This is a genomic window from Novosphingobium sp. FG137, assembly GCF_057809735.1.
The window spans coordinates 250,518-269,796 of record NZ_JBMDKN010000001.1; the positions used below are offsets into that span (position 1 = coordinate 250,518).

Below are 19,279 nucleotides of genomic sequence, written 5' to 3' on the forward strand. Positions count from 1 at the left end.
GAAGCGTACGATATGGATGTTTTCGGCCTCGGTTCGCTCAGGCTTTCCCGCAAGGTGTGCCAGCTGACCCGGACGCGGTAGCTGCGATGCAGCATGAATGAAATGCCGCGAAGCGGAATCTCACCGACCTGATGTGCGATGACTTGTTTGGGGAGCAGCAATTGACTGGCAAGAAGGTAGCGTTGATCACGGGCGTAACCGGGCAGGATGGTTCCTATCTGGCCGAGTTGCTGCTCGAGAAGGGCTATGAAGTTCACGGCATCAAGCGCCGTGCTTCGCTGTTCAACACGCAGCGCATCGATCACATCTATCAGGATCCTCATGCGCCCTCGCCGGACATGAAGCTCCATTACGGTGACCTCACCGACACCTCGAATCTCACCCGCATCATCCACGATGTGCAGCCGGACGAGATCTACAATCTCGGCGCGCAGAGCCACGTGGCGGTGAGCTTTGAAGCGCCCGAATACACCGCTGACGTCGACGCGATCGGTACGCTGAGGCTGCTGGAGGCGCTGCGCTTCCTGGGCCTCGAGAAGAAGACGCGCTTCTATCAGGCTTCGACCTCGGAGCTCTATGGCCTGGTGCAGGAGATCCCGCAGCGGGAGACCACGCCGTTCCATCCGCGCAGCCCCTATGCGGTGGCCAAGATGTACGCCTACTGGATCACGGTGAACTACCGCGAGGCCTATGGGATGTATGCGTGCAACGGCATCCTGTTCAATCACGAGAGCCCGCGCCGCGGCGAGACGTTCGTGACCCGCAAGATCACCCGCGGACTGAGCAACATCGCTGAAGGTCTCGAGAATTGCCTCTTCATGGGCAACATCGATGCGCTGCGCGACTGGGGGCATGCCAAGGACTATGTGCGGATGCAGTGGCTCATGCTGCAGCAGGACGATCCGCAAGATTACGTCATCGCGACCGGTGTGCAGTATTCTGTGCGCGAGTTCATCACCTGGTCGGCCGGACACCTTGGCATCACGTTGCGCTTCGAGGGCAGCGGGATCGACGAGGTCGGGATCGTCGAGTCGGTCAGCGGTGATCTTGCGCCGGCCGTATCGCCCGGCGATGTCGTCGTACGTATCGATCCGCGCTATTTCCGTCCGGCCGAAGTCGAAACCCTGCTGGGCGACCCCTCCAAGGCCAAGCAGCAACTGGGCTGGGTGCCGGAAATCAGCGTGCAGGAAATGTGCCGTGAGATGATCGCCGAGGACCTCAAGACCGCGCAGCGTCACTCGCTTCTCAAGCGGCACGGGTTCGAATTGCCCGTCTCGCTGGAATCCTGACATGCGGGTCTATGTTGCTGGACACCGCGGCATGGTCGGCGGCGCCATCAGCCGCAAGCTGACCGAGCGCGGTGCCGAAGTCGTGACACGCACCCATGCCGACCTCGATCTCACGAGTCAGGCCGATGTGCGCGACTTCTTTCAGGACGAGAAGATCGATGCCGTGGTTCTGGCAGCGGCCAAGGTGGGCGGCATCTATGCCAACAACACCTATCCTGCCGACTTCATCTACGAAAACCTGATGATCGAGTGCAACGTGGTCCATCAGGCTTTTGCGGCCGGGATCAGCAAGCTGCTGTTCCTTGGCTCATCGTGCATCTACCCCCGTGCCGTTGCCCAGCCGATGCGCGAGGAAGCGCTGCTGACCGACGTGCTCGAAGCCACCAACGAGCCCTATGCGATCGCCAAGATTGCCGGGATCAAGCTCTGCGAAAGCTACAACCGCCAGCACGGTACCGACTATCGCAGCGTGATGCCGACCAACCTCTATGGCCCCGGCGACAACTTCCATCCGGAAAACTCGCACGTGATGCCGGCGTTGATCCGCCGCTTTCATGAAGCGGCGCGGCAAGGGCTGGAAGAAGTGGTGATCTGGGGCACGGGTACGCCGCGGCGCGAGTTCCTCCATGTCGACGATATGGCGGAAGCCTCGCTGTTCGTGCTGGATCTGCCGGACGACATTTATGCGGCCAACACCCAGCCCATGCTGAGCCACATCAATGTCGGCTATGGCGAGGACGTTTCGATCGCCGAACTCGCTGCAATGATCGCCGAAGTGACCGGTTTTCGCGGCCGGATCGCTTACGATACCACCAAACCGGACGGCACGATGCGCAAGCTGATGGACTCCGGCCGCCTCAGCGCGATGGGCTGGAAGCCGCGCGTATCGTTGCAGCAGGGGCTGGCCGAGACATACCGCTGGTATCTGGCGCATGTCGAGGGTGATGCCCCGGCCGAAATCCGGGTCTGAGGACTAAGCATGGGTTCGAGCACTCCCCAGTACCGTGTCGACGTTGACGGCTTTCCGATCGACGTGGATCCTCACGAGGAAATCCTCGCAGCGATGGACAAGGCCATCCGCGAGCGTTCACCGGGCCACTACATTTCGATCACCAATACCGAATCCCTCTATCATGCGCGCAGATTGGCGAGCCACGGGAAGTTCATTCGCGGCTCGGACTACTCGCTGTGCGACGGTGTCGGGGTCATCGCCGCAGCCAAGGCTGCGGGCGATTCGATTAGTCGCTACAACGGGCCGATCCTGCAGCTTGACGCATCGGAATACGGTGCGACGCGGGGATGGCGCCATTTCTATCTCGGCGGACGGGACGGGTCTGCGGAGGAAATGGGGCGGCGGCTTGGCGAACAGTTTCCCGGGCTCATCGTCTGCGGGATCTACGAGCCGCCCTTCCGGCCGCTGACGGCCGAAGAGCGCAGCGCGATGATCCGTCAGATCCGCGAATCCGAGGCGGACATCGTCTGGGTCGGACTGGGGCTGATCAAGCAGGAAGCGATGATCGCCGATATCAAGGATGAGGCCGGCGTGCCGTGGATGGTGGGTGTCGGCGCGTCGTTCGATTACCACTCCGGCCGTGTGCCGTGGGCGCCGCTGATCCTGCGCAAGCTGGGGCTCGAGTGGCTGTTCCGCCTGATCGTGCAGCCCAAGCTGCGCGCCAAGCGTTATTGGTGGTCAGGCGTGTGGATGCTCGGTGCGATGGTGCGCGGCACTGCGGGCAGGGTGTCCGGCGGCGGCAAGCGCCGCGGCTGAGGGTTTGGCCCCTTTGTGCGGGCCGGGAATCGAGATTGCAGAAGGGGAATCCGGATGGTTCGCGTTGCACTGGTAGGATTGGGCAAGATGGGCATATCCCATCAGGCCATCCTGAATTCGACGTCGGGCATCGAGCTCGTCGCAACGTGTGATTCCACGCCGCTCGTGGCGTCGGTAATGGGGCGCTATACCAAGGCGCGCAGCTATTCCGACTACGCCGAGATGCTCGCGAAGGAGCCGCTCGATGCGGTCGTGATCGCAACGCCGCCCAAGGCGCACGTTCCCATGGTGGAGGCGGCGATCGCCAAGGGTCTCGCCATTTTCTGCGAAAAGCCTTTCGTGCTGGAAACCGCGGACGGCATCGCGCTCGCCAAGGCAGCTGAAACGGCGGGTATCGTCAACCAGGTGGGGTATCACTACCGGTTCGTGGGCTCGTTCGTGCACGTGAAGTCGCTTGTCGATGCGGGCATCCTCGGCCGCATCCACCACGTGACGGCCGAAGCCTATGGTCCCGTCGTGCTGCGCCCCAAGACGGGCTCCTGGCGCGGCAGCAAGCAGACGGGCGGCGGCGCGCTTTATGACTACGCAACCCACGCGCTCGACCTGCTCAACTACTGCGTCGGCCGGCCCGACACTGTGCTTTCGGCATCGCTGGGCTCGGTCTTCTCCGAGGAAGTCGACGACGAAGTCTATGCCCTGATGGGGTATGATGACGGCATGACCGCGACGCTGCAGGTCAACTGGAGCGACGAATCGTATCGCAAGATGTCGACCAAGCTCACGCTCTACGGCACGAAGGGGAAGATCATCGCGGACCGCCAGGAAGTGCAGGTCTACATGCGTGAACCCCGGCCCGATCTCGGCCTCAACCAGGGCTGGAACGTGCGCTACACGACCGAGCTGACCGAGCCGGTGGACTATTATCTGCGCGGCGAGGAATACTCCGCCCAGATCGAGCACTTCGCACGGCACGTCGCTGCCGGTGACAAGGCCACGCGCAGCACATTCGCCACGGCGGTCGAGGCGGACATGACCGTCGACGCGATCCGTGCGGCTGCGACGCGCGATGCAATCCGGATCGACGATGGAGAGATGGTCGCCGCTTCAACGCAGACCAGAGCGCGGCCACGGACCGGCCTCGCCCGCCTTTTCGGCAAGTCGCAGTAAGCCGGTCCAGGGGAAGACGAGCAATGGAAAGAATTCTCTTCGGCGATAACCAGTTCTTCGGCGTGAACCACATGTCCGAGGAAAAGGCGCGTGCGCAGGCCATGCGTTTTCAGGACATTCGCGAGATCATCAAGACGCTCGACAATGCCTATGACGCGGGCATTCGGGTGTTCATGTGCACCACGCACGAGCGCGTTGGCGAGGTGTGTGATCACTTCCGCGCCAATCCGGACCGCTACCCCGGTTTCCAGTTCTACCCGTGCATGCCCTACGCGCACAAATACGCCAACGCGGTGACCGAGTACGGGATGACCGGGGCGCTTTCCAAGTTGCTGCCCGGCGAAAGCAAGATCGGATCGCTGCTCAAGGGCGGTCTCTCGCTGGCGCGCATGGACATGGAAAGCCTCGCTGGCATGCTGATCGATGCCGAGATGCAGATGTTCCACGGCCTCAGCACGCCGATCATTTTCATCCAGAACGTCGTGACCGACCTCATTCTCGGCCTCGGTGCTTATGATGCTTTCCGCATGTTCGCGGATCACGTGAAGGCAAAGTACAACGCGGAGCCGGGCTTCATCACGATGAACCTGCCGCGACTGCTCGATGTGCTCGAAGGTATCGGGATCGAGAACCCGATCATCTGCGCGAACATCAACAAGATCGCGTTCCGGACGGCGGGCGGCCTCGACAACTACGAGAAGACCATCGCCGAGCGCAAGTTCCGCCCGATCGCGATGTCGATCTTCGCTTCCGGCGCGATCCCGGCGGCGGAGGCGGTCGAATATGTCTGCGAGCAGAAGAACATCGAAGCGCTGCTTTTCGGCGCTTCTTCGGCGGGCAACATCAGAAACACGGTCGACCTGATCAACAAGTACGATGCGCAGTTCGGGCGCGGTGGCGCACCGGCCGCAGTATCACCGCAGGTGAGTGCCTGAGACATCGGTTCAGGGGACAGCGAACTTGAAACGCGTCTGCTTCATCTATCCGCCGTCGTACCACTATCGGCGGCCGTTTCATGAGCGCTTGCGGGAGATCCTGCGTGAAGCGGGCGTGGACTACGTTGTCTACTACTCGCACCTCGGCAAGCGTGACCGCTTCAAGAACGATACTGTGGACATCGAGTGGGGGCGGTGCGTGCCGCTCACACGGTTTTCCGGTCAGGAATACCAGCACGTCCTGCTGGAGGCGAGCGGCTATGACCTCGCCATCGTCCAGCAGGAGAACAAGCTGATGGTGAACTATGGCCTGCTCGCCTTGTCTCGCCTGCGCGGAAACAAGGTCGCCTATTTCGGGCACGGCCGCAATTTCCAGTCGCGCAATCCGGATGGTGCCGGGGAGCGCTTCAAGCAGTTCTGGGCAACGAAGGCGGATTGGTGGTTCGCCTATACTGATGAGACACGCCGCCACGTTGAATCACTGGGCTATCCCAGCGAACGGATCACCGTCTTCAACAATGCGGTCGATACCACGGAACTGCGCCAGCAGGTGGCGGCGGCGGACGAGGGCCGGCTTGAAGCTTTGCGCCGGCAGTTCGGCATCGGTCCCGGTCCGATCGGTGTGTTCATCGGCAGCATCTACCCTGACAAGCGCATGGGCTTTCTGGTCGAGGCGGCGGACCTTATCCGCTCGCGCGTGCCGGACTTCGAGTTCGTGGTTATCGGCGGTGGTTCCGATTTACCGTTGACCGAAGAGCTGGCCCGGACGCGGCCATGGATGCACGTGATGGGACCGCGCTTCGGGCAGGAAAAGGTCGATCTGATGTGCATGGGGCATGTCTTCCTCATGCCCGGCCTGATGGGCCTTGCCATCCTCGATGCCGGCGTCACCGGCCTGCCGATCGCGACAACCGCGTTTCCGTGGCATAGCCCGGAGATCGCCTATCTCGAGCCAGGCGTGAACGGACTGCTGGTTGCGGATTGGCAGAATTCTCAGGCCTACGGTGATGCGGTGGCCGATCTGCTGCTCGATCCGGCAAGACGATCGGCCATGGCGGACGAAGCTCGGGCCATGGCCGATCGCTATTCCATCGAGCAGATGGCGCAGCGTTTTGCCGCAGGTGTGTTCAAGGCCCTCGGGACCTGATCCGATGCGAGGGGCGCACGCGATCCCTGGCGATCTCCTGCGGCATCGTCGCTCAGAACGGGCACCTGCCCGGCGGGGCCTGATCGATAATGCGATTGCCGGACATCCGGACCATCTGCGTGGCGCGCGACTGACGTTCTTCGAGCAGATTGGGGACCGCCGGGTCGAGTTGGATCGTATTGTCGGCAAAGACATTGCCAAGCATGTCGCGCTTGGGCTGGTGCGAGTTTGCCTGGTTCAGGAGCGCCGCGCGCAGGCCGCGGGCGTTGATCCAGTTGCCGGTGATCTTGTTGTTGCGCCCGCCGTGAATGTGCATGCCGAAGAGACCTGGCCCAGCGACGCAATTGTTCGTGACCGTGACGTTGGACTCCCAATCATCGAGATAGATGCCGCGTCCCTTCGAGCTTTGCGGGCCGAAGTCGTTGATGATGTTCCCGGTGATCTGCGAGCCGCTGTTGGTGCCGCGCCCACCGAGGTAGATCGCGCCGCAGTCGGCAACTTTCTTGCAGGTGTGCTCGACGCGGTTGTCGGCAATCCTGATGCGCACACCGGATTGCCCATAGTTCGAGAAGACGCCGATGCCGATGTAGCCGGTATCGCTCACGGTATTGCCGGTGATCGCAAGGTCCTTGATGTTGCCGGATACGAAGATGCCGCCCTGGCTCCAGGCGTCAGAGGTGATCCGCGAAACTGCCAGACCAGAAATGGTGACCCGCGCGGGATCGACGAGGTTGATTCCCTGCTTGGCGAAATCGCTGATCGCGAAACCGGCGAAGGAAGCGTCCCGAACGCTCGATCCATGGATCGCATAGGGCACTTTGCCCTGCCCGGTGAGAGCTGCGTTCGGGCCGCCGAGCCACGACGTGCCCGAGTCCGCCGGCCCGAGTTCGAGCGGTCCATCCATGACGAACTTTCCGTCGAGATGAACGGTGCGGGGGCTGGGCAGCTGGCGCGCGATATCACGCGCGCGGGCAAGCGAGGAAACGGCAGTTTGCGGGCTGCGCCCATCACCCGAGGCATCGCCATCGGATCGGACGTAGACATGGGATTCCTCAGCGATGGCTGGGCTTGCCAGGAACAGAACGGCGGTCACAAGCAACATATGGCGATAAATCACAGCGCTTCCCTCGATTGGCTTGTGGTCCCGGCGATGGTGCATCGCACAAGCATCCTTAACCTGCCTTTGACGGCACCGCACGAGGCTTTCTCCCATTCCATGCCTGTGATACCGCCCCCCTATGCTGCTTGATCTCGAAGATTCCCAGGTCGCCGGACCGCTGGAAGAAGATGTCGTGATCATCGGCGGCGGGGCTGTCGGCCTGTCGATGCTGGCCGACCGCGTCCGGCGCGGCGAACGGACGCTGCTGATCGAGGCGGGCGGAGCGGGGCTCGAGAATCGCTCGCAGGATATCGTGCGCTCTGCCCGGTCCACCGGGCAGCTGCATGAGGGCGTCCATATCGGCCGGTTCCGCCTGCTTGGCGGCACAACGCATTTCTGGGGCGGCCAGCTCGGCCGCTTCGATCCCATCGTGTTCGAGCCGCGGGCGCAGTGCGACGGGCTGGGCTGGCCTTTCACCCGCGCAGACGTGGATCCGTGGTACGACGCCGCGAACACGCTGCTCGGCATGGATGCGGCGATTTCCGACGATGCGGGGGTCTGTGCCAAGGCAGGGGCGCAACTGGCGGACGACCCGGGGCTCGATTACTTCTTCACGCGCTGGCTCAAGGAACCGAGCCTTGCCGTCCATTATGCGCAGGACATCGCCTCGCCGCTCGCCACCGTTCTGCTCCATGCGAACTTCGTGGGCTTCGCGCCGCTGCCAGATGGACGGCACGAGGCTGTCGTCCGGACGCTCGGCGGCAAGGAAGTGCGCGTGCGTGCGCGTGCGTTCGTTCTGGCTTGCGGCACTTTCGAGATCGTTCGGATGCTGCAGCAGCCCTATGTCAGCGGGGAAGCGGCGCCATGGAACGCCAACCCCTGGCTGGGGCGCGGCTACTATGACCATATCGACGTGATTGTTGGCACTGTCAGGGTTGCAGATCGCAAGCGCTTTGACAGCCTGTTCGAGAACGTCTTTCTCGGCGGATACAAATACAATCCCAAGCTGAAGCTCAGCGAGGCCGTGCAGCGCAGGGATGGGCTGCTGCAGGCATGCGGTGCGTTCATCTTCTCGACTTCCTACAAGGAAAATGCCGAGAATCTCAGGCACTTCATGCGCAGTCTGCGGCGGGGGAAGCTGCCGGCGAACTGGCGCGAGCTGCCACGCCATTTTATCGGCGTAGCGCGTGTCGCCTTGCCGATGGTGGTGCGCTATCTGCGCTCCAACCGGGCGTTTCATCCGCGCAATGCGGCGATCCAGCTGCGCGTGACGACCGAACAGGTGCCGGTTGCTCAATCGGCGATCACCCGCGGGGACGAACGCGATGCCCTGGGGCTGCCGGTCCTTTCGCTGAATTGGACGGTTGATGGCCGGGAAATCGAGACGGTTGCCGCCTGCGCCGAGAACATCCGCGATCTGCTGGCACGCGAAGGCATTGCAACGGTCGATCTGGATGCCCGGATCACGGCACGCGACGCAGCCTTGCTGGAGGAAGGCGACGACACCAATCACCAGATGGGCGGCGCGCGAATCGGTGCGGACCCGGCTACCGGGGTGGTTGATCCGGATCTGAAGGTCTTTGGCACGGATGACGTATACGTCGCAGGTGCCGCTGTATTTCCGACCTCCGGCTTCGTGAACTGCACGTTCACCGCGATCGCGCTGGCCTTGCGCCTGAACCAGAAGCTGCGAGCCGCGCATGGATGAGATCGTGCTCGCCAATGGCCGGCGGACGACCCGTATCGCCTTCGGCTGTGGCGGCCTTGGCGGCTCGACCGGCTGGACCCCATCACGCAAACTGCTCACAACCGCATGGGACGCCGGCATTCGCCATTTCGACGTAGCGCCCTCCTACGGGTTTGGTGAGGCTGAGCAGTTTCTGGGCCGTGCCATCAAGGAATTCGGCAGCGCTGCGACCGTCACGACGAAAGTCGGCATCGGTCGGGGCAGTCGGCCCGGGCGCCTTGGGCAACTTGTGCGGAGCACCGCGCGTGTCGGGCTGGCGGCGGTTCCAGGATTGCGCCGCAAACTTGGCAACAAGATGCGCGCAGCCGCGCCTCGGGGCCAGTTCGACACCGGCTTTGTCCGTGCATCGGTCGAGGAAAGCCTCCGCGCGCTGGGCCGGGATCACATCGATGTGCTCCTGCTGCACGAGGCATTGGCCAGCGATCTATCGCCGGAACTGCTCGAGTTGCTGTCTGAATTGCAGCGGGAGGGAAAAATTGGTGTCGCCGGCGCCGGGTCGCGCACCGAGAGCCTTCAGGCCATGTCATGGCCGTTGTCCGCACCGCTGGCCATGGCACAGGGCGTCTGGCGGCTGGATGGCCAGCATCTCGCAGCTTCGCCTGAAATGGCGACGAACCGGCATGGTGTCGTGCACAACCTGCCGCAACTACAGTCGATCTTCGAGGCGCATCCGGCCTTTGCCGCAGAGGTAACCGACCGGACGTCCATCCACTGCGCCGAGCCCAGGGGTGCCGTGAGCCTGCTGATGGCTCTGGCGCTGTCCGAGGCACCTGGCGGGATGGTGATCGCCCAATCGCGTGATCCGGGCCGGGTGAAAGAACTGGCTAGTGCCCGTGCGCTGTCGTCAGCTGCCGAGATCCTGACTGCGTTGAGAGGAATGGTCTGATGCGGCGAAGTCTGCTTTCGCAGTTCCCTCTGGCGTTCTTCACCGTCTATCTGGCGATGGTCAGCAATGCCTTTTATCTGGTCTTCGTCGACCTTTCCGATGTCAACAACGTCGGCAAGGCATCGGAATCACAGGCTTATGTCGCGATCTGGCTGACACTCTACGTTGTGTTGATCGGCGCGATTGCCTTGATCAAACCATTGGCCATCCCGAAAACGTGGATCTTTGGCGGAATCCTGACCCTGACCTCGGTCGCTGCCTACGTTACCAACGGCGTCGAAGTTTCCAGCATCGTCAAGCTGGTGAGCCTCGTTCTGACCATTCTATTTGGCGGCTGGGCCGCCGACCGCTTCAGCAGCGACCGAGTGCTCAGTATCTTTTTCAGCCTCGCGGTGGTCCTCACCGTCGTACACCTGCTGCTCTATCCGCTGCTCGCCAACGCCGAGTTTGCTGTCGTGTACGACCGTCTGCAGCGCAACACGCTCCTGGGCACAACCCCGTATGCGGGCATTTTCCCGCACAAGAACCTCGCGGCGACATTCTTCGTGCAGGCCATCGTCATCGGTGTGGGCATGGCCCTGTCGCCCGGCGGCAAATGGTCTGCTGCGCTGTTCGTTCGCCTTGGCATTTTCATGGTGGCGCTGCTGCTCAGCGGTGCCGTTAGCCCGATCCTGTCGGGTGCACTGAGCATCGCGGTCATGTTCGTTGGGGTGACCTATCAGCGCGCTCCGGCGATTGCCGGGCTGGTTGGCGTGGTGGTGGTCGCTGTCATCGTCGCACTCGTTGCATTTCCCGACACCTGGCTGGAATTGTTCAACCGCGACGATACCTTCACTGGCCGCACCTACCTGTACGAATCCTGGTACAGCTATTTCAGGGCACAGCCGATCTTCGGTTACGGCTACGGCGAGGCTTTCAACGGCACTGACAACTCACTGGGCGAGGCGTTGAACGCCGGAACCGGGCTGTGGTACTCACGCTATCAGAACTTCGAGAGCGGGTTCCTTCAGGCCCTCATCGAGTTCGGCCTGATCGGCGGTGCGACCTACGCGGCAGCGTTCTACTTCGCCGGTCGCTATGCTGTGCGGGCCGTGATCGACGGTAGCGTCTCCTATGCTCTCGTTCCTCTTGGAGTATTTACCTACTGCCTTGTTTCCTCGCTGAATGAAGTACCGATCGTGGTGCCCAATACCACCACGCTGTTTCTGCTTTCGTTCCTGTCTGCGAAATACGCTTTGCAGCCCGCAGCGGCGAAGGCGGATCGCCAGCAAGGACGCCGCAATCGACCGAACGGTCGCCGACTGCAGGCACGAGGAAACGCCCTGAGGTGATTGCCCAACTTCGCCAGCGCGGTGCGCAGGTTCTGTCCAGATGGTTCGGGCCAGTTGTTTTCGGGGTGATCGAACAGATTGTTCTTACCCTCGTCAATCTCACGTTTACGGCCATCATGGGGCACTGGCTGGGCGCGCGCGCGTTCGGCTGGCTCAGCATCGCCTGGGTGCTGCTGCAATTCCTTGAAACATCGAGCATGGGCCTTTTCGGTGATGCCGTGCCAGCTTCGGCCCGGCGCCTCCCGAGCAGCTCCCAGGCTGCGTTCCGGGGGACGTTCCTGAGCCTGTCCTTCGGCTACTCGCTACTGATCCTGACGCCGCTAGTGCTCGCATGGCCTGCTGCGGCTTGGCTCGGCGCGCCCGAGCCGATGCTGATCCCAGCGACTGGGCTCGCGTTCGTCGGACTTCGCGCACAGAACGCAGCGCGGCGGCTCTACTACCTCTCGGGCTTGCGCAAGGAAGCTGCAGCCGCCGCGATCGTCAACGCGTTGTCGACCGCTACCGGCGTGCTGTTGCTGATCTATGTCTTCAAGAGCCGCAATCCGGCCCACGCCATGCTGGTTGTGGCCATGGCAAACAGTCTGGCGGCGCTCGTTCTGTTTGCCCAACAGCGCGCCGTGCCGCTGTCTCAGCCGACCCGGCAACTGGTGCGCTGGGCACGCAAGCGGCTTTGGCGAACCGGGCGCTGGCTGCTGGTATCGAATGCCATGTCGTGGATCGGGAACTTCGGACCCGTTGTTCTTGTCGGCGCCATCTTGGGCGTTGCCGCGAGTGGTACGCTGCGGGTTATCATGACACTGACAGTTCCGCCCTCGCAGTTGGCCATGGTGCTGATGTCGATCATTATTCCGCGCACCGCGGCCAAGTCGCATGCCGAACTGCGGAATCGGGCCTGGCCGATTGCCCTGCAAACGATGGCGCTGATCGGAACCTGCTCGGCGAGTTATGCGTTGGCGATGATCCTCGGCGGCGAGACGCTGACCCGCCTGGCGTTCGGTGAGCCGGCAAACTCCATCGATCAGCTCACGATTGCGCTCGCGACGTTGGGGTTCACAATGGAGGCGGTCCGCTACGGCTGCAACGTCGTGCTGATCTCGCGCGGGACCACCTCCATACTCACTGTCGGTCAGACCTGCGCGTTGATCAGTGCACTTATCCTCGTGCCGATTGGCACGATGCATGGTTTTGACTGGGTCATCGCCGCAGGTGTATTTTCAAATAATATCAATACACTGGTTGTGTTGTTCTACTTCGTGCTGATCAATCGCCGCGTCGCCGCAAGCAAACGCGCTACTGCGAGCGAAACCGCCTAAAGTAGCCTCAGCTGTCGTCCCTGCGGACAAGGTGGAAGAAGTGGCGGCTGTGAACTTCCGGGCTGAGCGCCTGCTCCGCAGCGATATCAAAGCCCAGCAGGTCAAATAGAGAGCGCCATTCCTTCAAGCTGCGGAAGACGCCGCTCTTGTCGTGGTAGTAGCCCCAGATATCGTCCTGCGCGGTTTCCTTGGGGTCCTCAAGCACAAACACGTGCTTGCGGCTGATGCGCCGGGCGTCCTTCAGAAGCTGGATTGTGCTCGACGACGCGTGGTGGAGGACGAACGAGAACAGCACGATGTCGAAGCTTCTGTCTTCGTAATCGAGGCTCTTGCCGTCAAACAGCCGGATCTCGAAATTGTGCTTGGGCCGGATCGCGATGTCGCACAGCTTCATGTCTTTGGATTCGATGATGGCAGAAATGTAGGCGCTGACGCAGCCGAAATCGGCACCGACATCGAGCCACGACATCCCCTTGAACGTGGCCTTGTTGTCCACGAGCCACTTGAAGAACGCCCCATCGCGCTTGAACCGATACGAGGGGATATCAAATCCCGCATCGAACTGCTCGCGAAGCAGGGTTTCCGGAATCTGGAACTCCGCAGCAATAGCTGGGAAGTCATCCGTATTCTTGAGGGCGAGCGCGATCTTCTGATACTTGTAATTCGGGTTCTCAGTCACCGCGGTAAGGGGAATTAGAGCAACCCGTTTGCATAGATCCACAATATTGGACATGGCACTGCGCCTTTCATGATAATTAGTTGCTAGCTTAGGGCTTGGCGGCAACAAGGCTCACATCGTCAAGACGGATGGGCGCCTTCGGGGCCAACCAGAATACAAGTTGCCTTGCCGGACATTCGGCATCGACCATGAAGTCCGCGCTCCACATGCCCTGCTTGCCGTCTACGGGCTTCCCCGAAACCGCCGTGCTCAGGTCGGGCTTGCAGGCAAGCGAAACGCTGAGCCCGGCAGCCTGAGCCGACGCGGTTTGCGGCGTTTGCCAGGTCAGACGATAGTGGCCCGGCTTGAGCACGACGAGCTGGCGAATGATCGGCAGCGTGACGACCGCCGTCACTTCAAGTGCAAGACTGCGGTGGCCGGTCCCGTCATCGAGCAGCGCAATGGCAGCGTCGCCGCGGTTGGAAAGCTGCCAATCAAAACCCGTGGTCGGCTTCATCGTATCGAATTGTTCGAAGCTCCCGTCATACACGAGTGAGCTCGAGGTTTCGCAATTGAGGCGCCAGACTTCCTGCGCGACATCAAGCTGGTTCAACTTTATGAGCGACTGGGTGATGTTTTCCGTTGCGCCGCAATCCCACACGCCCTTGCCTGCGACCCGCATGATATCTACCCGCTGCAGGATCTGGTCGGCGGGCAGATCTTTTACATCGCTGACCAACTCGCGGGCCCAGATCGGCGTCAACTTCAGGCGGTCGGCCAGTGCAGCCCGTCCTTCAGGCGTCGATGCAACCGCCGTGATGAAGCGATCGCGGTTCTCGTCGGTTGGTGCCTGTCGCAACAGGGCATCAAGCCGCTCGGCTGCAACCTTGTAGTCCCCATCCTGAAGCGCCTGATCCAGCCAGTAGATCTGGGTCATCGAATCGCGCCAGCCGAGTTGTCCCGAAACCCGGAAGGCGGCGTGCGCTTCGGCAAGATGCTGCGAATAGAGTTGCGCCTGCCCCAGGATCGAGATCGCCTGCGCGGAAATCGGATCGGAAATCACGGCCCGGCGGGCATAGCCGATGGCCCTTTGCGGACCGCGCTGGACAAACGCCAGAATGGCTTTGGCGCGGGCTGCACCGGTGTCGTAGGGCCAGCCGACGTAGCTGGGCGAGTTGGGAAACTCCCGGCTTTCGCGGTCCGTGCCGCTCAGCAGGGCTGCAACGACCAGGCCCAGGAGGCCCAGCACCATAACAGCCCTGCGGATTCGCCCGGCTACGCTCAGGGCAATCACGTCCGGCATCGATCAGTTCGCCGAGGTGTTGCTGTACTGGTAGTAGTTGTAGCCGTAGTACTCCGAGTAACGGTTCCCCATGTCGGTCGGATCGAACTTCGTCAACACTGCACCAAGCACGTTGGTGCGCATGTTGCGCAAGCGGCGCAGCGAGGCCTTGAGCGATCCGCGGCGGCTGCGATCGGACTGAATGACGATCACCACGCCGTCCACGAGTGCGGCCATGAGCGGGGAGTCCGCAAGACCGAGCACCGGCGGGCTGTCGAGCAGCACGAGGTCGAAGCGCGCGGTGAGTTCCTCGAGCAGCTGGGTCATGCGGCTGGAGCTCAGCAGTTCGGTCGGGCTCGGCGGGATCGGGCCGGAGGTGATCACCTTGAGGGTATCGAGATCGGTGTCGCGCAGGGCCTCATCGACCGTGCTCTGGCTGGTCAGAATGCTCGAAACACCGCAGCTGTTTTCTGCGTTGAGCATCGGAATGGCGCGATGCAGAGCTGGACGGCGCAGGTCGAGGTCAAGCAGCACGACGCTGCGCCCAAGCCGCGCCATGCCTCGCGCGATCGCGATGCTGGTGGTCGACTTGCCTTCCGATGGCTGCGAGCTGGTGACCAGCATCGTCTTCGGAAGGCCGGTCGCCGTGGAGTACAGCAGGGCGCTGCGAAGCGAGTTGTACCCTTCGCTGATGGGGGACTTGGGGTCCTCCATCGCCACATCGATGTCGCTGTCCGCAGCAAGCGGGATGACGCCGAGCAGCGCCATCTGCAGCTTGCCTTCGACGTCTTCCGGCACCTTGACCGAGTCATCAAGCTGGGTCCGCAGGTAGATGAAGACGGCCGCAAAGCCGAACCCGAGAACGAGCGAGATCAGCAGGTTGCGCAGGAGGTTCGGCGAGCTCGGGCGGATCGGCGCGATCGCCGGATCGATGATCGAGATGTTGCTCGCGCTGATGCCGGCCGCTGCGTTGAGTTCCTTGTAGCGCTGCAGCAGACCTTCATAGACGGTACGGTTCGTGTCTGCCTCGCGTTCGAGCAGGCGGTACTGAACCAGCTGATCCTGTTCTGCGAGCGACGAGCTCTTGAGCTCGGCGACCTGCTGCTTGAGGCTCTGCTCCGCCTCCACAGCGGCGTCAAACTGCTGCTTGACCGAGGCGCGGATGCTGCGCGCAACATTCTGGATCTGCGCATCGATCACGCCGACCTGCGCCTTGAGCTGCTGGACCGCCGGATAATCTTCAAGGTGGTTTGCGCGCTGCCGTTCTAGATCGGCCATGTTCCGAGCGCGTTCCGCCAGAAGGGACGCAATTGCCGGGTTCGCCAACACGTCAGGCGAATTGAGTGCGCTTCCGCTGTTCATGAGGTGCCAGCGGCCTTCCGCAGCGATGCGGGCCGCCTGCGCCTGGTTGGCGGCGGAGTTGAGTTCGAGCAGACTTGTGGTGGTTACCGAGCTGCCGACGCGGCCGCCCTGGCTCATCACGTTATTGGCATCGCGATCGCGAATGAGGCCGGCCTGACGGGCGTAGGCGTTGAGATCACGCTCCGAACGCTCGAGCTTCGCGCGCGCTTCGGAAAGCTGACCGGAAATGAACTCGCGCGCATAAGTCGAACTGTCGAAACGCCGCTGCAGGTTGGTCTGGATGAATTCCGAGGCAAACGCATTGGCGATCTGGGCTGCCATTTCGGGCTGCGTACTGATGAAGCTGACCGTTGCCAGTCGCGTGTTGCGCGGCAGATCCACATCGCGGGCCTGCTCGATCGTACGGATCGTGAGATCGTCAAGCTCGGCGCGTGTCAGGTCACCGGTCGGCTGGCGCACACCCATGGCATCATAGAACTTGGCGTTGCCGACCAGGCGCAATTTCTGCGCCACGCGTTCGGCCAGCGCCCTGCTCTTCAGAATGTCGACCTGGGTGCGCAGGAAGCGGTCGGTATCGGTTGAATTGACGATCGGATCCTGCGTCGTGTCGTCCTGCTTCCCGAGGATTTGCGCGGACTGGTCGTTGATCTGCAGCGTCGTTACCGAAGTATAGCGCGGCGTTTGCAGCATCGTCACGACAACTGCCAGCGCCAGCATCGCAGCGACAATGATGCCGATGATGAGCAGGTTTGCCCTGATGATGGCGATGAGTTCGCGGATGTTGAAGGAAGGTTCGCCATCGAGGTAGGCATCGGACTCCCTGTAAGCGCCGTAGCCGCCATTGGCAGCGATCTGCTCGGGAGCGAGGACTGTTTCGGTCTGGCCGGAAACTGGGGTGATCTGCTGCACGATACCGCCGAGGTTAGAATCGAGTGAAAACGTTGAAGATGGGGGCTGCCTGCAGCAGGTCGCGATAGATCGACTTTGCCTGCGAGAAGCCTACGACGACCACGTCGCCGCCCAGAATCTGGGGATCGGGATCCTGACCCGCACGAATGCGGGCAACGTCGAACCGGGCCGCCATGCGCTGGTTGTTGAGCGTCCGGAAGACCACGACCTGATCAAGCTTCGCGATCCGCGTCGGGCTCTGCGCCAGTGCGATCGCGCCGAGCAGGGTCGTTTGATTGTCGACCGGATAGCTACCCGCCCGCATCACCTGACCTTCGACCGTGACCGTCTGGCCCGGCTGTTCGATGACGTTGAGGGTCACTTCGGGATCGCGCAGGAACCGCGTTCCCAGCTTTGTTGCGATCAGGGTAGAGGCCTGCGCCGGTGTCAACGTTGCAACATGAACCGGTCCCGCCAGCGGAACCTGAATGAACCCGGCATCGTCGACCGGGAGCCTCTGGAATGTCAGATCAGGCTCACCAAACACCGAGAGCGACACGACATCGCCCGGGTTGATCAGGTATTGGGTCGGGGCGACCGCCTTGTCGATCGCCGGGATAAGCGCATAGGCCGCATCCCTTGCGGGAAGCGCGTCATAGAGCTGCGACGAGCAGGCTGAAAGGCTTGCACTGGCCAGCAGCATGAAGATGGCCGCGGATTTCTTCACAATTACCTATGCCCCTTGGCGAGAACGAGATCTGAACAATTGAAACGATGCCAGCATACTTGGCCCAGCGCAACATCCGATGAGAGCGCGAAAATCCTGCGCATCACTGCCGACTACGCTGCGCTGCAGCAGGCTCGAGCAGCATCGCTACCGCAACTGCGGTAAGCGCAGCAAGCGACATACTGCGCATGGGATAGTCCACAACCGCGTGCAGCGCTTCAATCAGCAGGAACCCGATGGCAAACAGCACCTGCGCGCGCCGCGATGCAGACGCATCCGACTTGCGCGCCGACATGATGGCTCGCACGATCAGATAGCCGATGATCAACAGGATCGCGCCAAGGACGATCATCCCGGGCAGGCCAGCCTCAAGCACCCATTCGAGCCAATCGTTGTGCGCGCGAACTGGCCGGGTGGTGTCGACGACTTCAAGCCGCTCGGCAGCCTCCAGCATTGGAACAATAGTGCCGATGCCGCTGCCGAAGGGCCAAACCTGACCAATCGCGTACCAAGTATCGGCCCAGAGGTCCCAGCGGGCCTCACGGACAAGCGAAAACCTTGCCACGACCTTCTGGACGGACTGCAATTGCATCAGCAGCCCGCCACTGACGACCAGGACGCCCAGCGAACCGGCAAGCCCGTAGAGCATGGTCGAGCGCTTGCGCAGCATCGGCCACAGCATGAGCAGGATGAAGGCTAGGGCGATCGTCGACAGCGTAATCCCCGTGCGCGAGCCGGTCATGAATTGGCCGACAAGGAGGCCGATGATGACCAGTACAAGCACGGTCCAGGTCAACCCGTGATTGCGGCCGTCGCCCAGCCGCGCAGTCGCCAAGACGCCCGTCGCCAGCATCGCTGCGAGCAGGATGTCAGCCTGCGCGTTCCGGTTGGCCTGAAAACCGACGAGGAAGCCTTCGCTGAACTGGTTGTAGAGCGACCATTCAAGCCCGGCGGTTCGCGACAATTGCAGCACGCCGACGGCGAGAGACAGGACGGCGACCCCGACAATTACGCTGCACAGCCAGTTGCGACCGCGCAGGGAAAGGCGGCTGACTTGCAGCATCAGCAAGACCGGACAGATCGTTGCGAGCAGCGAGGCAAACGTGCGCGCCGGAGACATCGTCAGCGGCATCCACGACTTGTCAGCCTGAATGAGCGCGAGCGACTGCGTTTCGATCGCACGGCCCGGGAGCGCCTGCCAGGTCGATGGGGGCAGCGGAACGAGCTGGAGGATCGGGACCAGCAGGACAAGGCCGGCAAGGAGCATCGCGGGCACTTGCACCGGGCCAAGGCCGCGCTGCCAGCTGGAGCTGGCGACAAGCGGAATGAGGATCAGGGCGGTGAGCACCTGAAGTACCATTTCCGTCTGCGGATTGACCGTACCGCCGCCGCCGAGAACCATAGCGAGGCCGACGAGAGCCATGCAGAGCGCAGTTCCGGGAAGTGGCCGCGAACTGAGAGGGGGAAGCTTGTCCGGGCTTCTGCTCGACGACGTGCGGGTATCATCCCGACGTGTATCGCCAGATCCCTTGATTGCCTGCGCGCCCGACATATCAGTGCCTCCCTGGCAGACGGTCTAGGATTCGCGCCATATAAGGGCAACTCCTAATGCCGGACCTCGCAGTCCTGACATTGGACACCCGATCGCGGCATAGGGGTAACGCGTCGGCGGCACCTACA

The 19,279-nt window shown here is 62.1% G+C and carries 16 protein-coding genes; 10 read left to right on the top strand and 6 right to left on the bottom strand.

Annotated elements, in window-relative coordinates; genetic code table 11:
* Window positions 1-161: 161 nt before the first annotated feature.
* Genes gmd through ACODS2_RS01060 form a run of 6 tightly spaced genes read left to right on the top strand, consistent with a single transcriptional unit; the run spans window position 162 to window position 6,306 of the window.
* The gene (gene gmd, locus ACODS2_RS01035; RefSeq protein ID WP_488997198.1) at window positions 162-1,289 is read left to right on the top strand and encodes a GDP-mannose 4,6-dehydratase; all 1,128 of its coding nucleotides are present in this window, start codon (window positions 162-164) and stop codon (window positions 1,287-1,289) included.
* Between the two features lies 1 nt (window position 1,290).
* Entirely contained in the window at window positions 1,291-2,259 is a 969-nt protein-coding gene (fcl, locus tag ACODS2_RS01040) for a GDP-L-fucose synthase (protein ID WP_488997199.1), read from the top strand.
* A gap of 9 nt (window positions 2,260-2,268) precedes the next feature.
* A complete protein-coding gene (locus tag ACODS2_RS01045; protein ID WP_298168636.1) occupies window positions 2,269-3,057 on the top strand; it encodes a WecB/TagA/CpsF family glycosyltransferase in 789 nt (262 codons plus the stop codon).
* Between the two features lie 54 nt (window positions 3,058-3,111).
* The gene (locus ACODS2_RS01050) at window positions 3,112-4,224 is read left to right on the top strand and encodes a Gfo/Idh/MocA family protein (RefSeq protein WP_298168634.1); all 1,113 of its coding nucleotides are present in this window, start codon (window positions 3,112-3,114) and stop codon (window positions 4,222-4,224) included.
* A gap of 23 nt (window positions 4,225-4,247) precedes the next feature.
* Window positions 4,248-5,159 carry a hypothetical protein gene (locus ACODS2_RS01055; protein WP_488997200.1) on the top strand — a complete coding sequence of 304 codons (912 nt, stop codon included), beginning with the start codon at window positions 4,248-4,250 and terminating at the stop codon, window positions 5,157-5,159.
* 25 nt (window positions 5,160-5,184) lie between these two features.
* Window positions 5,185-6,306, top strand: coding sequence for a glycosyltransferase family 4 protein (locus tag ACODS2_RS01060; RefSeq protein WP_488997201.1), 1,122 nt, complete (start codon window positions 5,185-5,187; stop codon window positions 6,304-6,306).
* Window positions 6,307-6,358: 52 nt separating this feature from the next.
* Here ACODS2_RS01060 and ACODS2_RS01065 read toward each other — a convergent pair whose 3' ends face one another.
* Window positions 6,359-7,408, bottom strand: a complete 1,050-nt coding sequence (locus ACODS2_RS01065; RefSeq protein WP_488997202.1) for a right-handed parallel beta-helix repeat-containing protein — start codon at window positions 7,406-7,408, stop codon at window positions 6,359-6,361.
* A gap of 136 nt (window positions 7,409-7,544) precedes the next feature.
* Here ACODS2_RS01065 and ACODS2_RS01070 point away from each other — a divergent pair, with 136 nt between their 5' ends.
* The 4 genes from ACODS2_RS01070 to ACODS2_RS01085 are packed head-to-tail and all read left to right on the top strand — an operon-like array spanning window position 7,545 to window position 12,682.
* Window positions 7,545-9,113, top strand: a complete 1,569-nt coding sequence (locus ACODS2_RS01070) for an FAD-dependent oxidoreductase (protein ID WP_488997203.1) — start codon at window positions 7,545-7,547, stop codon at window positions 9,111-9,113.
* The gene (locus ACODS2_RS01075) at window positions 9,106-10,038 is read left to right on the top strand and encodes an aldo/keto reductase (protein ID WP_488997204.1); all 933 of its coding nucleotides are present in this window, start codon (window positions 9,106-9,108) and stop codon (window positions 10,036-10,038) included. The genes ACODS2_RS01070 and ACODS2_RS01075 overlap by 8 nt, the downstream gene beginning before the upstream one ends.
* Window positions 10,038-11,369, top strand: coding sequence for an O-antigen ligase family protein (locus tag ACODS2_RS01080; protein WP_488997205.1), 1,332 nt, complete (start codon window positions 10,038-10,040; stop codon window positions 11,367-11,369). The genes ACODS2_RS01075 and ACODS2_RS01080 overlap by 1 nt, the downstream gene beginning before the upstream one ends.
* A complete protein-coding gene (locus tag ACODS2_RS01085; RefSeq protein WP_488997206.1) occupies window positions 11,366-12,682 on the top strand; it encodes a lipopolysaccharide biosynthesis protein in 1,317 nt (438 codons plus the stop codon). Before ACODS2_RS01080 ends, ACODS2_RS01085 begins: the two co-directional genes overlap by 4 nt.
* A 7-nt stretch (window positions 12,683-12,689) precedes the next feature.
* On the opposite strand, the gene ACODS2_RS01090 is transcribed toward ACODS2_RS01085, so the two are convergent.
* From ACODS2_RS01090 to ACODS2_RS01110, 5 genes are all read right to left on the bottom strand, one after another.
* The gene (locus tag ACODS2_RS01090; RefSeq protein ID WP_488997207.1) at window positions 12,690-13,415 is read right to left on the bottom strand and encodes a class I SAM-dependent methyltransferase; all 726 of its coding nucleotides are present in this window, start codon (window positions 13,413-13,415) and stop codon (window positions 12,690-12,692) included.
* A 34-nt stretch (window positions 13,416-13,449) separates the two neighbouring features.
* Entirely contained in the window at window positions 13,450-14,592 is a 1,143-nt protein-coding gene (locus ACODS2_RS01095; RefSeq protein ID WP_488997208.1) for a tetratricopeptide repeat protein, read from the bottom strand.
* 54 nt (window positions 14,593-14,646) lie between these two features.
* Complete coding sequence (locus ACODS2_RS01100) at window positions 14,647-16,893, bottom strand: GumC family protein (RefSeq protein WP_488997209.1); 2,247 nt, start codon at window positions 16,891-16,893, stop codon at window positions 14,647-14,649.
* A 13-nt stretch (window positions 16,894-16,906) separates the two neighbouring features.
* Window positions 16,907-17,599 carry a polysaccharide biosynthesis/export family protein gene (locus ACODS2_RS01105; RefSeq protein ID WP_488997210.1) on the bottom strand — a complete coding sequence of 231 codons (693 nt, stop codon included), beginning with the start codon at window positions 17,597-17,599 and terminating at the stop codon, window positions 16,907-16,909.
* A 103-nt stretch (window positions 17,600-17,702) separates the two neighbouring features.
* Window positions 17,703-19,022 carry an O-antigen ligase family protein gene (locus tag ACODS2_RS01110; protein ID WP_488997211.1) on the bottom strand — a complete coding sequence of 440 codons (1,320 nt, stop codon included), beginning with the start codon at window positions 19,020-19,022 and terminating at the stop codon, window positions 17,703-17,705.
* Window positions 19,023-19,279: the final 257 nt, after the last annotated feature.